This window comes from Sphingomonas baiyangensis, assembly GCF_005144715.1.
Taxonomy (GTDB): domain Bacteria; phylum Pseudomonadota; class Alphaproteobacteria; order Sphingomonadales; family Sphingomonadaceae; genus Sphingomonas; species Sphingomonas baiyangensis.
The window spans coordinates 1,033,879-1,048,241 of the sequence record NZ_SWKR01000002.1 but is presented as its reverse complement, the minus strand read 5'-3'; the positions used below and the strand labels follow the sequence as shown (position 1 = coordinate 1,048,241).

Genomic DNA, 14,363 nt, shown 5'->3' with positions numbered 1-14,363 from the left:
CGCGCGCCACGGCGATGCTGCTGGCCGGCTCGATGCTGGCAGGCGTCGCCCATGCGCAGCAGGCGCCCGCCGCTCCGCAGGCGCCGCAGGCTCAGGCCCCGCGGGCGCCGATCGCGCCACCCGCGCAGCCCGCGCGCGTCATCAAGTCGCTGCGCGTCGTCGGCTCGCAGCGCATCGAGCAGGATACCGTGCTCAGCTATACCAAGCTGCGCGTCGGCGAGCCCTACACCAACGAGCTGATCGACGCCGCGATCCGTGATCTCTACGCGTCCGATCTCATCGCCGAAGTGCAGATCGAGGGCGTCGAGACCGGCGACCTGATCGTGCGCGTGCGCGAGAACCCGATCATCAACCGCGTCGTGCTCGAGGGCAATCGCCGGTTGAAGAACGACAAGATCCTGCCCGAGATCAAGCTGGCGCCGCGGCAGATCTTCACGCGCACCGCAGTGCGTGCCGATGTCGCGCGCATCATCGAGCTGTATCGCCGCCAGGGCCGTTTCGCCGCCGTGGTCGAGCCCAAGCAGGTCAATCTCGATCAGAACCGCGTCGACGTGGTGTTCGAGATCACCGAGGGGCCGAAGTCGAAGGTTCGCCAGATCAACATCATCGGCAACGAGCAGTATAGCGACGATGCGCTGCGCGGCGAGATGGCGACCAAGCAGTCGCGCTGGTTCCGCTTCTTCAGCTCGAACACGTCGTACGATCAGGATCGTCTGGCGTTCGACCAGCAGAAGCTGCGGCAATTCTACCTGACCGAAGGCTATGCCGACTTCCGCGTCATCTCCGCGGTCGCCGAGCTGACGCCCGACAAGGAAGACTTCATCATCACCTATGTGGTGGAGGAAGGCCCGCGCTATCGCTTCGGCGACGTGGCGGTCGACAGCGGCATCCGCGACTTCAACGACGAGCAGCTCGCCGCTGGCCTGCCGATCAAGAAGGGCGAATGGTTCAACGCCAAGCTCGTCGAGGATTCGGTCACGTCACTGAGCGAGACCGCGGGGCTGTTCGGCTACGCCTTTGCCGATGTGCGGCCCGAATATTTCCGCAACGAGGAAAACCTCACCATGGGCATCACGCTCGCGATCGCCGAATCGCAGCGTACCTATGTCGAGCGCATCAACATCACCGGCAATACGCAGACGCAGGACGAGGTGATCCGGCGCGAGATGCGGCTGGGCGAGGGCGATGCCTACAACTCGTTCCTGCGCCGCCGCTCGCAGGACCGCATCAATTCGCTTGGTTTCTTCCAAGACAATTTCGAGATCACCGAGGAGCCGGGCAGCGCGCCCGATCGCGTGGTGCTCAATGCCAATGTCGAGGAACGATCGACCGGCGAATTGTCGCTGTCGGCAGGCTTTTCGAGCCTCGAGCGGTTCATCCTGCAAGGCTCGATCCGCCAGCGCAATTTCCGCGGCAAGGGGCAGGATCTGCGCGCGCAGGTCAATTATTCGAGCTTCTCGCGCTCGGTCGAGCTGGGCTTCACCGAACCCTATCTGTTCGATCGCAACATCGCGCTCGGCGGCACCGTGTTCCGCCGCGACTTCCGCAATTTCAACTTCATCGGCAACGATCGCAACACCACGTTCCAGCAGGTGTCGACGGGCTTCAACATCGTCGCCGGCGTGCCGCTGACCGAATATTGGTCGCTGTCGACGCGCTACAATCTGCAACAGGACGACGTCACGCTCGACGAGAGCCAGTTCTTCACCAATGGCCAGTGCGATCCGCTGCGCGCCGGCCGCTTCCTGTGCGAACAGCTCGGCAACCGCATCACCTCGCTGGTGGGCGTCAGCCTCGTCTATGACAGCCTCAACAGCCGCCTGCGTCCCACCGCCGGCCAGCGGCTGCTCGTCGGCGCCGATTTCGCCGGCCTCGGCGGCGACGTGCGCTATGCGCGCGCGCGCTTCGATGGCATCAAATATTTCAACGCCGGTTCGGGCTTCATTTTCTCGGCCGCGGCGCAGGGCGGCTATATCAAGTCGCTCGAGGACAGCCGTGGCCCCGGCATCGATCCGGTGCGCATCATCGACCGTTTCTATCTGGGCGAGCCGCAGTTCCGCGGCTTCGACATTCGCGGCGTCGGCCCGCGCATCCAGCGCATCCCCTTCACCACCGACGACGACGGCAACACCATCCTCGTCACCGATCGCGACCAGATCGTCGACGATGCGCTGGGCGGCAAGGCCTATTATCTCGCCAAGGCCGAGCTCGAGATTCCGCTCGGCTCGGGCGCGTCCGAGCTGGGCCTGCGGCCTTCGGTCTATGTGATGGCGGGTGCGCTGTTCAACGTCACGCGACCGCTGCCCACCGTCACCTTCACGCAGGCGACCGATGCCAATGGCAACCCGGTCTTCAACGTCGACGGTTCGCCGCAGCTGCTCCCGGTCAACCAGCCGGTCCTCAGCAACGACGGCCAGCCGCTGTTCCGCAACACATTCACGCAGAACGGCCTGACGGGCACGCGCCTCACCACCTGCTCGACGGGCTATTCGGAGACGTTCGGCGGCACCTGCACGGGCACCGAGACCAACATCGCCGCGACCAACCAGATCGCGCCGTTCCTCGAGCGTTTCGTCGGTGATTCGCCGCGTCCGCGCATCACCGTGGGCATCGGCGTCAACTGGAACTCGCCGTTCGGCCCGCTGCGCATCGATCTCGCCAAGGACGTCTATTCGGTCGAGGGTGACGACCCCAAGCTGTTGACCTTCAACGTCGGCGCGGGTTTCTGATCGCGTCGCCATCTATCGCAACCCCAAGGAATCGAACGCTCATGATCCGTCCCAGCCATTTCCTCGCCGCCGTCGCGGCGCCGCTCGCCATTGCTGCCGTCGCCGTCCCGGCATCGGCGCAGACCGCGGGTATCGCCGTCGCCAATCCCGAAGGCGCCGTCGCGCAGAGCAATGCGTGGAAGACCGCCCAGTCGCAGATCCAGACGACCTATGCCGCGCAGATTCAGCAGGCGCAGACGCGCCAGCAGGCGCTGCAGGCCGAGCTCGCGCCGCTGATCCAGGCGTACCAGACGGCAGCCGCGCAGCCCAACGCCAACCAGAACACGCTGCGCACGCAGGCGCAGACGATCCAGACGCGCGAGCAGGCCGCCAATCAGGAGCTCGCGCGGCTGACCGAGCCGGCACAACGCGCGCGCGCCTATGCGCTCGAGCAGATCAGTGCGCAGCTCCAGGCCGCGGTCAACGCCGCCGTCGCTCGCAAGAAGGTCTCGCTGCTGCTTCGTCCTGAAGCGACGCTGTTCACGCAGCCCACCAACGACATCACCGCCGACATCGCCGCCGAGCTCAACCGCCTGGTGCCGAGCGTGACGATCACGCCGCCCGCCGGCTGGCAGCCCGGCGGCCAGGGCCAGCAGCAGGCCGCACCCGCAGCCGCGACGCCGGCACCTGCGGCGCCGCAGGGCCGGTGAGCGAGGCCGACACCGCCCGCACCGCCATCGGCCCGCTCGATATCCAGCGGGTGATGGCGGCGCTGCCGCATCGCTATCCGATGCTACTCGTCGATCGCGTCGAGGAGATCGTGCCCGATCGCTCGATCCGTGCGGTAAAGGCGGTGACGATCAACGAAGGCTTCTTCCAGGGCCATTTCCCCGGTCGTCCGATCATGCCCGGCGTGCTCATCGTCGAGGCGCTGGCGCAGGCCGCCGGCGTTCTCGCGGTCGAAAGCCTCGGGCTCGCCGGTTCGGGCAAGCTCGTCTATTTCATGGCGATCGAGGAAGCCAAGTTCAGGAAGCCCGTCGAGCCCGGCGTGCTGCTGACGCTCGAGGTCGAGTTCGTCCAGAAGCGTTCGAGCGTGTGCAAGTTCGCTGGCCGCGCGCTGCTGGGCGATCAGGTCGCCGCCACCGCGAACTTCACCGCGATGATCGCCGATCCGCCCAAGGCGGGTTGAGCCTTCGCCCAATTGCCCTCGGCGCGCGCCTCTGCTAGGGGCCGCGCCTTCGCTGCTGGTCGGAAACCAGCGGCATGACCCGGAGAAAAGACGTGAAAGCCGATACCCACCCCGACTACCACATGATCAAGGTCCAGATGACCGACGGCACCGTGTACGAAACGCGCTCCACCTGGGGCAAGGAAGGCGACACGATGACGCTCGAGATCGATCCGCTGGCGCATCCGGCATGGACCGGCGGCAACCAGCGCCTGCTCGACGCCGGCGGCCAGGTCGCGCGCTTCAACAAGCGCTTCGGTGGCGGGCTTTCGCTGCGCAAGAGCTGAAATCTTGGGTAGCGCGCCGACGCTAGTGTAGCGTTGACGCGCCGTTAACGATGCGAGCGTAGCGTGCGCGTATGACACTGCATGCCCCCCGCTCCTTCGCTGCCGAATATGAACCCGCCGTCGTCGGCTCGCGCCGACGCTCGCCGCGTGCGCCCGTCTCGCTCGATGCGCGCATCGGCCGCGGCGGGCTCGATCGTACCTTGTGCAAGGTCGTCGATCTCTCGATGCACGGCGCGCGATTGCAGACCTATTCGGCGCTCAAGCCCGGCAGCACGATCTGGCTGACGCTGCCCGGCCACGGGCAGAAGGTGACGCGCGTCGTCTGGGCCGATGATTTCGAAGCCGGCTGCCAGTTCGACGAGCCTTTGCTCGAACATGTGTTCGAGGCGCTGACCGCCACTGCCTGACACGCGAAGTCGCCGGGCGGGAAGGGGGCGCTCCCACCCGGCGACCATCCATGCGCGGCACGTCAACGCGCATGGGCGCTGGTTCACACCAGTGCTGGCATCGGCAGTGAAAGGTCGGTCGCGAAGCCGCGTTCGGTGAAGCCCGCCGATACCGGCTCTTGCAATGCATCGGCAGCCTGGAAGGCGCGCATGTCGATCGCCGCACCGTCGGCACCGAACAGTTCGTCCTGCGCGCGCACCGGCCCGACAAGGCTGTCACCACCCTCTACGTTGTTGAACACGATCCGGTGATCCGATGCGAGCGCGCTGATGTCGACCACATCGGTCCCCGCGCCGCCGTTGACCGTGATCGTGCTGTAGTCGAGGCTGGTGAACGGCGCCGCGAAATCGCCCGCCACGCTGATCGTGTCGCCGCCCGACGTGCCGCCATTCGGCACGCCGTTGCCGTCGTTCGCCGATACCTCGACCGTATCGACGACGATCTCCTCGATATTGTCGAGCTCGGCGATGACGTTGCCGTTGCGCACGATGACGATCTCGACCGACGCGTTGACGGGCACGAACCCTGCCGTGATCGCCGCCGCGCGGGCATAGATCACGAATGCCTCGGCACTGGCATCGCCGGTCAGCACATAGGTATCGGTTCCCGCCCCGCCATCGACGAAGTCGCGGCCCGCTTGGCCCGCTGACTGACGGACGGTATCGTCGCCGCCGCCTGCGAGAATACGGTCGCTGCCGCCGCCGCCGTCGAGCACATTGGCGCCGCCGTCGCCCGTCAGCACATCGGCGCCCTGCCCGCCGATCGCGTTTTCGAAGCCGCCAATCACGTCCGAGGTCGCCGCCGTGCTGCCCGAACCCATGACCACGCCGCCCGGAAGCATGATGCGCAGCGCCGCCGTATACGCCGAATAGTCGATCGTGTCGGTGCCGCCTTCGCCCTGGAACTGCTCGACAACATTGTCGACGGCGACGATCACGGCATCCTCGCCGTCACCCGCGAACACGTTGCTCGCACCCGCGTGCGTCCGGATGATGTCGTCGCCCGATCCGGTGCGGACATGCTCTACACCGGCGACCGAAGCAAAGCCTGTCGCGGCGCCCGCACCCAAATCGATCGTCAGGTCGGCACTGGTCGTGTAGGTCAGCGTATCCATGCCGGTGCCCATGTCGAGCGTGAAGCTCTCGACGTCGGCATAGCTGCCGCCAGCCACATGCGTGATGCGCGTCCCGTCGAACACCACGTTCACCGTCTGCGCCAGGTTCGAACCGAGAATGTCGACACGGTCGGTATCGGCGCCGCCATCGACGCTATCGGCGCCGTCGCCGATGAACCAGCGAATGACGTCGTTCCCAGCGCCGCCCTCGATCGTATCGGTACCCATGCCGCCTTCGAGCGTATCGTCACCCAGTCCGCCGATCAGGTGATCGTCGCCGTTGAGGCCGCGCAGCGTGTCACCGCCGCTGCCGCCGTCGAGTCGGTTGCCAAGACCCGTACCGGCGATCGTGTCGTTACCCGATCCGCCGATCACATGTTCGAACTCGGCGATGGTATCGGAGGTCGCGGTGGTCGTGCCCGAGCCCGTGACAACCGAATTCGTAAGCGCGATGCCAAGACCCGTGGCATAGGCAGAGTAATCGAGCGTGTCGAAGCCGCCCTGGCCGCGCAGCCTGTCCTGCTGGTTGTCGACGGTCGCCACTACCGTGTCGTCGCCCAGTCCGGTCATCACCGTGCTCGCTGCGCCATCGAGCGTCACCTGGTCGGCCCCGTTGCCCGTCTGGATGTTCTCCACACCCGCGATGGAGGCAAAGCCGCTTGCAGTGCCCGCGCTCAGATCGACGATCACCGCGGCGTTCGAGACGATGCTGAGCATGTCCGAACCTGCGAACAGGTCGAGCGTGACCTGCTCGACATTGGCGATGCTGCCGCCGCCCACACCGGTCAGGCGTATGCCGTCATAGGTGACGCTGATCGTCTGGGTGCCGCCGGCACCCATGATCGCCAGCGTGTCGAAATCGGCGCCACCGTTGATGGTGTCGACACCGTCGATATGGCGGTAGATGATGAGATCGTCGCCGGTGCCGCCGTTAACGCTGTCGGTGCCCGCGCCGCCTATAAGCGTGTCGTCGCCAGCACCACCGTTCAGGATGTCATTGCCCGACTGGCCGTACAGCGTGTCGTCGCCGGCATCGCCGCCCAGCGTGTCATTGCCCGTCAGGCTGTAGATGATGTCGCTACCCAGACCGCCCACGATATCGTCGTTGGTCGTGAAGGCGCCGGTGCGGATGACGAAGCGTTCGGAAAGCTGCTCGCCGCCGCCGGCTGCTACCACATCGAGCTGGTAGACGCCGTTCTGCGCAAGGCTCGATCCGGTGCGCGTCACGGTGCCATCGGATGCGATGACGAAGCCCGCGGTGCTGCTCGGCAGCAGGCTGTGATGATAGCTCTCGTCGCCAATGCCGATTGCGTTGCCGACGACGCTGTTGGCGAGCGGGATCGACACGTCGCTCGGGAACACGCCTACCCATTCGATATCGGTCGGCGCTTCGCCCACATCGTTCAGCCGCACGGTGAACTGGCGCACCGCGACGAGGTTCTCGGGCGTCGCCGGCTGGTCGGCATAGCTGTTGATGACGATCTGATACTCGTTGTCGACGGGCGTCTGCACGTCCTCATAGTTGAGGTTGGCGGCGCCGCCCTGGTTGACCACCAGCGAGTAGCGCGGGTTGCCGTTGGCATCGGTGCCGTTGAGCACGATCGTGAAGCGCCCGTCGGCGTCCGACAGCGGATCGATCTCGTGGAACAGCGTCGCCGGGTCGATATCGGGCACCGGCCCGCCGACGAAGCTGCGCGCATCGGCATCGGGATCAAACGGGATCGTCAGGCTCACGACCGTGCCCGTCGGGCTGTTCTCGTCAACGAAGAAGGGCGCCGTCACCGCTTCGCTCGGCTGCGAGGTGAGCTGCTCGCTCGCGCCCGCCAGATCCTCGAAGCGCACCACCGCGCGGATATTCTCGCCCACATGCGCCGACGGCACGGTATAGGTCGGGCCGGTGCCGACCGTGGTCCAGCCGCCACCGCTGTTGAGCAAGGCGGCCTGCCACTCCACCGTCATGCCCGCCGGCAGGCCGTTGGCGTCGAGCGCGATCCCGTCGGCATCGATCAGGTCGGCAAGCGAAACGCTCAGCACCTGGCCGACGGTGGGCGTCACCAGCCCGCCGAAGTCGCTCGGATCGTTGATCGTCAGCGTTCCCGTGGCGGGCGCGTTCTCGCCCGCGATCGTCAGCCGCACGTCGCTGAACTGCAACTGCTCGATGTTGCGGATGAGGTCGACATTGTCGGTGACGATGCCGCGCGAGGTGAGCGTGACCGGCTCGCCATCGGGGCCGGTGATCGTCGCGCCGGTCTCGCCATCGTCGCGGTCGCGTACCGCGATGAAGCCGTCGCCGTTCACGTCCCACGGGCGGCGCAGGATCGTGCCGCTATTGTCGGGGCCGCTCGTTTGGAGGCCCTCGATCTCATATTCCGCCAGCGTGCCGCGATAGACCGCGGTGTCGATGCTGTTGCCGGCCGTCGGATCGGTGCGGATCTCGCGCACGATCTCCATCTCGCCGGGATTGATCGTGCGATCGACCAGCAGCGAGGTGAGCGACTTGCCGCCAAAGGCGACCATCCCGTCGAACGCGCCGCCGACAAAATAGACCTTGCCCGCCTGCTCGCCGGCCACATGCCGGTCGCTGTTGAGCGAGTCGGCGGTATATTCCTGCCCGTCGACATTGATGCGGATGCGCACGTTGAGCCAGGCGTCGCCATCGATGATGTCGAAGCCGCCATTGCCCTTCAGCAGGTCGCTGCCGGCGCCGCCCATCAGGATGTCGCCATCGATATAGTGATCGGCATCGGCACCGGTGATTCCCGCGATGGTGGTCAGCGCATCGTCAAGGAAGCCGCGCAGCCCCTCGATCCGGTCGATGCCTTCCTGCGTCAGCGCATGGTCCACGCGCGTCTCGCCCGCCGGCAGCTCGATCGCGAGGATGCCGCCCAGCGTCTGCCCGGCGTCGGCGCCCACGATCACGTCGTTGTGCCGCCAGCCCGACGCGCCTTCGACCTTGTCGAAACGGTCGCGCAGGATGTCGTCGAGCTCGGTGGTGAAGATCGGGATGTTGAAGTCGAAATCGGCGCCCGCCGGATCGAACTTGGCGATCACCCAGTCGAAGCCGAACATGCCCTCGAAGCGTTCGACGCCGGCGCCCGACACCGCGATGTCGTCGCCCGATTCCATGTCATAGTCTTGGTCGTTGCCCTGGCCCCACATCACGTCATGGCCGATGACCGCGGAGTTGAAGAACAATTCCGAATTGTCGGCCGAGATGACGTCGAACCCTTCGCCGCCTTCGATCCAGTCGTCGCCCTCGTTGCCGAACAGCCCGTCGGGGCCCGAGCTGCCGAGGATGAAGTCGTTGCCCTCGCCGCCGAACACCTCCGACATGTCCTGCCCGAGGAAGATCGCGTCATTGCCTTCGCCGCCGAATACCAGATCGACGCCGCGCGCCGCGCTGATGACGTCGTTGCCCGCTTCGCCACGCAGGAAATCGTCGCCGAAATTATCCTCGATCACATCGTCGCCGTCGCCGCCGAACACATTGTCGGCACCGCCGCCGCCGTTGATGTAATCGTCGCCGCCATCACCCCAGAGCGTGTCGTCGCCCAGATCGGCAGTCAGGATGTCGTTGCCCTCGGTGCCGCCTATCACGACATGCTCGCCGCCCGAGAAGCGCAGCTCGCCGCCCACGTCATGGTCGTTCGCGTCGACCACGCCGCTCACCACACGCACGACCTTGGGCGCGATGGCGTCGAGCAGCGGATCGTCCCAGGTGGGGTCGGGCTCGGCCTGCGCGATCGCGCGGTCGAGCTCGAGGATGAGGTCGGGCGTCGAGAACAGCGACCCCGGCAGGTGCGTCGCATAGGGATCGGACAGGTCGGTGTTGCGCATCACCAGATCGGTGAAGGTATTGGGCTCGAGCTGGTTGAGCAGGTTCATGCCCTGCGTGCGCGAAAGATAATAGAAGCGGTCGCCATCCTCGAGGCTCTCCATCTGGTGCTCGAAGATGAAGTTGAAGGTCGAGCCAAGCATCCCGCCGAATTCGGGGCGCTCCTCGGCAAGGCTGCCGATCCAGAAGTCGACGAGATTGAGGCCGCCGAGATTGCCGCCGGCCCAGGCGCCCGTCGCGGTAAGGAACGCCACGCGATCGGCGGGCACGCTATTGTCGCCATTCTGGTCGACGCCGAATACGAGCTCGAGCGCGGCGGTGCGCTTGGCGACCATCGTGGTCGCGCCGGTGATGGTCGGGTGCGTGCCGTACGCCGCGAGGAAGTTCACGAGCGACGCGGGATTGCGCATGTTCTGCGCGAAGTCGGCCCAGCTCACATAAGGCTTGAGGTCGGCAAGCGCGAAGTCGTTGTACAGCTCGGCGCGGATCTCGTTCAGCGAACCGATGCCCGCTTCGCGACCGCGTGCGATGTTGAGCGTGGCAAGGTCGAGCGGCAGCCCCAGCAGGTTGCTCTGCAGCGCCGGCACGACGAACTCGTCGATCTCGTTGCCGCGATCACGCGTCAGCCCGCGCACCAGATTGGCGTTAATCTCGGCGGCATCGGCTCCCGTCGCGGTATACAGCGTCGGGTTGAGGAACGCCTCGATCAGCGTGAGCTGCTCGCCGCCGTCGACAGTCTCCAGATCGTTGTTCAGCCGCTCGACGGTGTCGGTCAGCATCGAATGGCCGAAACGATAGACGACATGCGCGAACTCGGCGACGATGCCTGGGTCGATATCGGCGGTGTTGGTGAACACGAACGGATCGATCGCGGGCTGGAGGCGCCGTGCGAACTCCTCGAACACCAGATGCTGGTACTGCATCTCGTTGACGAAGCGCGCCGCCTGGAACAGCCGTGCGCCGTCCCATACCAGCTCGGAAGGATCTCCGGGGATCACGTCACCCGGCCCCAAATCGACCAGCAGCCATTCGTTGATGAACGCGCGGTCGCCCGATTCGAGGATGGTCAGCTTGTTCGCCTCGACCAGCCGGTTGTGCTCCGAATGGAATACCGAGTGCACGGCGCTGAGCGCGATATTCTCGTTGCCGCGCCCGTCGCCGGTGGCGAAATGCGCGTCGAGCATCTCGTCGTCATAGGTGCCGGCGATGCCGTCGTCGCCCGTGCCCGGATCGGCATCGGCGACCTTGAAGGCGTCGGCGCCAGTCACCCGGCCGTCGCCGTTCGAATCCCAGCGACCGGGGGCCGCATGATGCGCGATGTCGTCGAGAAAGGCGTGGCCGGTCCGCAGCGCGCCCGCCGTGGTCACGCTGCCGTCGGGACTGCCTTCCTTCAACCAGGGTTCGGCATGCTCGGCATCGGGCGCCATCACCAGTTGCGCATATCCATTGGCGCCGAGAATGAGGTTGCCATAGGGGTCGGTCGCGAGCAGCGGCCCGTCGAGCACGTCGAGATCGCCAAGCGCGATGCCCAGCATCGTCAGTGCCTGCGCCTTCACGTCGCCCCAGTCGGCCAGCCCGCCCTCGGTTTCGCTGTGGTCGAGCAGGTGGCCCGTCGAGAGCGTGCGCGCGCCGTTCCCGTCGAGGTCGAGCCGCGCATATTCGCGCAGGAACACCTGGTGCGATGCGTGCGAGGTATAGGTCTGGTTCTGATCGACAAACGCCGTCGTCTGGTTCTCGTGCTGGCGCTGGCCGGTTTCGTCGATCGTCGGCGTCGCGCGCGTCAACGCCATGAAGCGCAGGTGCGCGGGCAGATCGTCGGCGGTGCCGAACACCTTGTCGGCGCCAGCGACGAGCGGATCGTCAGCGGTGAGCGGCACGTAGACGGTGCCCGAACCGCCCTTGGTGACGAGGTCGAGGCCGTGGTCGAAGAACTGGCCAAAGAACGTCATCCACGAATTGAAGCTCTGCGACAGCCCGACATCGGGCGACACGTTGGGGATGAACAACCCGCCTTCGGTGCCTTCCTCGATGCCATATTCGGCGATCGTTTCCGAGAGGAACGCTGCGGCCTCCTCGGGCGTGCCGGTGGTGTTGGCGAGCGCGACGGCATTGTCATACGTCGTCTGCGCGGCGTTGAGCGCCGTCGTCGCGCCGTCGAGCATGAGCTGGCTCGCCGCCGCATCGCTCACCGCATCGGCACGCTCGGTCTCGATCAGCACCGCGCTGGCGGCGAAATCGCCGATCGCGGCTGCGAACGCCGAGACGGCGGCCTCGGCGGCGGCAAGATCGTCCGCCTGCACGCCGCCCGCCACGATCGCGCCCAGCGCATCGACCAGCGCCTGCGCGGTTGCAGCGGCGGCAAGCGCCTCGGGTGTGGTAAAGTCCGCGGCACCGGCGGGATCGAGCGCATTGGCGGCGGCATCGGCCGCAGCGAGCAGCGCGACGGCGGCATCGGACGCTGCGGTGAACGCATCGGCGGCAGCGGCGCGCAGCGGTTGCACGGTGGCGAGCGCATCGGCCACGTCGTCGCGCAGCGGCTGTGCGACAGCCTCGGCGGCGGCGAAGGCGCCCTGTGCCGTCGTGACCGCGGTCTCGAGCGCCTGAAGCTCCTCGGGAACCTGGTTTTCGGGCGGCAGCGCCAGATAGGCGTCGCGCGCCTCGATCGCCGCAGTGAGCGCCGTCGACGCAGCGGCCGAATCGGCCTCCGCGGGTGCCAGCGCGTTTTCGGCAGCGCTCAGCGCGGCCTCGGGCGCGACCAACGCGTCGATCGCGGTCGCTAGCGCGTCGAGCGCGGTCGTGGCGCTATCGGCCAGCGCGACTGCGGCCTCGGCCGGCCTATCGGCGGCGGTGAAGGCGTCGGCACGCGCCTGATTGGCGCCATGCGCCGAAGCGGCGGCGGCATGCGCGGTGACTGCGCTCGTCAACGCGGCCTGCGCGGCATCGACAGCGGCATCGGCACCGTTCGCATGCAGCGTCGCCTTGTATGCCGCGACGATCGCGTTGGCGGCAGCGACTGCCGCCGATCCGGTGATGCCGACGAACGCCAGCGCAGATTGCACGGCTGCCGGATTGGCCGGCGTCTGGTCGACGATCAGGTTCGAGATGATGCGCGGATCGGCATCGACGACTGATGCCGGTCCCCCGTAATTGCCGCCCGTCAGCGTGGGTCCGGGGCCGGCGCCGTCGAAATCGATCGAATCGCCGTCGGTATCGTTGAGGTAGCGCGGCGTCGTCATCCGCGGGAACAGCGTGTCGGCCGCGCCATATTCGGAATTACCGGGCAGCAGATTGTTGTCGCGTCCGTCGACGGTGCGCAGCCCCACGGGCAGCAGCGCCGCATTGGCGGCAGACACGCCGAAATATTGCTGGATGGCCTGGAGCAGCGACATGCCGGGCGTCGAGGCATGAAGCTCGGCGACCTTGATCTGTTCGAGGATCTTGGTGAGGTCGGCAAGATTTACGATGAAGCTGGTAGCCATGACAGTTCCCCCGGTTCGAATCATTGTTTCGAATGGAGGAACTATCCGCCTCGATGCGCATTTACGTCTATTCGGCTAGACGGACTAGTGCCACGCCAGAATCGCTAGAGATAAGTATCTAATACTTGCGGACTGGCGAAAAGAGCGCGCCCTCATGCGCGGCGCATTCGATACGGTTCAGTGAGAATAGGCGGACGCGACGCGCGAATATCGCTCGGGCGAGCTTGCGCCGGGGCCCAGCAGATGAAGCTTCGATGCCGCCGCCATCCGGTTGTGCACGCGCAGCGTCCGGAACGACGATGCGACATGCGCCTTTACCGTCGCCTCGGCGATACCCAGCGTGCGCGCGATCTCCTTGTTCGAACATCCTCGCGACAGCAGCGTCAGCACCTGGCGCTGACGTGTGGTGAGCTGGTCGTCGGGTGCCTCGCCGTGCAGCACGGGCTGGTCGGCGATCTGCGGCGGAAGATGGATCGCGCCGTCGGCCACCGCATGCAGCGCGGCGACGATCGCACCCGAAGCCATCTCGCGCGTCACGTAGCCGTGCACGCCGTCGGCAAGTGCCGCAATCACCGCCTCGCGCGAGCAATGCTGCGCCATGATCGCGATGCGAAGGCGCGGACTGCGCGCGCGGATCGCCGCGAGCGCGGGCGGTCGCGCATCGTACAGCGTGTTTCCCACGATCAGCAGCGCAACGCCGTCGCCGCGGTGCAGCCAGCCGATCAGCGACGACCAGTCGCCATGTTCGACGATAGGGCTCCGCGGCATCTCGTGCGCCAGCAGCGCGGCCAGCCCGGCCCGGTAGATCGCGCAATCCTCCAGGATCGCGATTGCGTTCGCGTCACTATGCATTGTCATGCCCCCGCCGATGCCAGCCCAGGGGGGCGCATCGGCACTTCGTGCAACCTGACTTGCGACCGAACTGACTGGGCGTGACGGTCTCTTCCGCATCGCCGGTGCGACGTCCCCAACGCCGCCTGCCGCTGCCGGTGATGGGCCTCGCGGATGCGGCTGCATCGGGCGAGTCGCTCGTACCGTCACGACAACACCAAGGATAGGAATGCGTGGTTTCGAGTCAAAGGAAAGATGTGGTTAACCACCATACTTTGGTATGGCACGGCGTCACTGCACACCCGATCGGATGACGGTGATTAGACCCCCGGTACTAGCGCGTCAGGCTAAATTGTGACTCGCGCCCGCTGAACCTATTCTTGCGATGATTGCGATGTCCGGCCCGAGCGCGATGCGGGAAACGTTGCGCCGGT

At 66.3% G+C, this 14,363-nt stretch carries 7 protein-coding genes; 5 read left to right on the top strand and 2 right to left on the bottom strand.

Annotated elements, in window-relative coordinates; all coding sequences use genetic code 11:
- Positions 1 to 14: 14 nt before the first annotated feature.
- The 5 genes from bamA (at position 15) to FBR43_RS08260 (ending at position 4,630) form a co-directional block, all read left to right on the top strand.
- Positions 15 to 2,729 carry an outer membrane protein assembly factor BamA gene (bamA, locus tag FBR43_RS08280; RefSeq protein ID WP_136944098.1) on the top strand — a complete coding sequence of 905 codons (2,715 nt, stop codon included), beginning with the start codon at positions 15 to 17 and terminating at the stop codon, positions 2,727 to 2,729.
- Between the two features lie 41 nt (positions 2,730 to 2,770).
- Positions 2,771 to 3,418, top strand: a complete 648-nt coding sequence (locus FBR43_RS08275; protein ID WP_136942710.1) for an OmpH family outer membrane protein — start codon at positions 2,771 to 2,773, stop codon at positions 3,416 to 3,418.
- Positions 3,415 to 3,897, top strand: coding sequence for a 3-hydroxyacyl-ACP dehydratase FabZ (gene fabZ / locus FBR43_RS08270; protein WP_136942709.1), 483 nt, complete (start codon positions 3,415 to 3,417; stop codon positions 3,895 to 3,897). Before FBR43_RS08275 ends, fabZ begins: the two co-directional genes overlap by 4 nt.
- Before the next feature lie 92 nt (positions 3,898 to 3,989).
- Positions 3,990 to 4,223 carry a 50S ribosomal protein L31 gene (gene rpmE / locus FBR43_RS08265; RefSeq protein WP_136942708.1) on the top strand — a complete coding sequence of 78 codons (234 nt, stop codon included), beginning with the start codon at positions 3,990 to 3,992 and terminating at the stop codon, positions 4,221 to 4,223.
- A 71-nt stretch (positions 4,224 to 4,294) separates the two neighbouring features.
- Positions 4,295 to 4,630 (top strand): PilZ domain-containing protein, encoded by a 336-nt coding sequence (locus tag FBR43_RS08260; protein WP_136942707.1) that lies wholly within the window; start codon positions 4,295 to 4,297, stop codon positions 4,628 to 4,630.
- 83 nt (positions 4,631 to 4,713) lie between these two features.
- Here the strand turns inward: FBR43_RS08260 and FBR43_RS16555 are convergent, their stop codons facing one another.
- Entirely contained in the window at positions 4,714 to 13,098 is an 8,385-nt protein-coding gene (locus FBR43_RS16555; protein WP_136942706.1) for a peroxidase family protein, read from the bottom strand.
- Positions 13,099 to 13,275: 177 nt separating this feature from the next.
- Positions 13,276 to 13,956 carry a response regulator transcription factor gene (locus FBR43_RS08250; protein ID WP_169542548.1) on the bottom strand — a complete coding sequence of 227 codons (681 nt, stop codon included), beginning with the start codon at positions 13,954 to 13,956 and terminating at the stop codon, positions 13,276 to 13,278.
- Positions 13,957 to 14,363: the final 407 nt, after the last annotated feature.

Bases quoted from the DNA above. Each gene is read 5' to 3' on its own strand.
- FBR43_RS16555 (WP_136942706.1), bottom strand. From the start codon at position 13,098: ATGGCTACCAGCTTCATCGTAAATCTTGCCGACCTCACCAAGATCCTC.
- bamA (WP_136944098.1), top strand. From the start codon at position 15: ATGCTGCTGGCCGGCTCGATGCTGGCAGGCGTCGCCCATGCGCAGCAG.
- FBR43_RS08260 (WP_136942707.1), top strand. From the start codon at position 4,295: ATGACACTGCATGCCCCCCGCTCCTTCGCTGCCGAATATGAACCCGCC.
- FBR43_RS08250 (WP_169542548.1), bottom strand. From the start codon at position 13,956: ATGACAATGCATAGTGACGCGAACGCAATCGCGATCCTGGAGGATTGC.
- FBR43_RS08275 (WP_136942710.1), top strand. From the start codon at position 2,771: ATGATCCGTCCCAGCCATTTCCTCGCCGCCGTCGCGGCGCCGCTCGCC.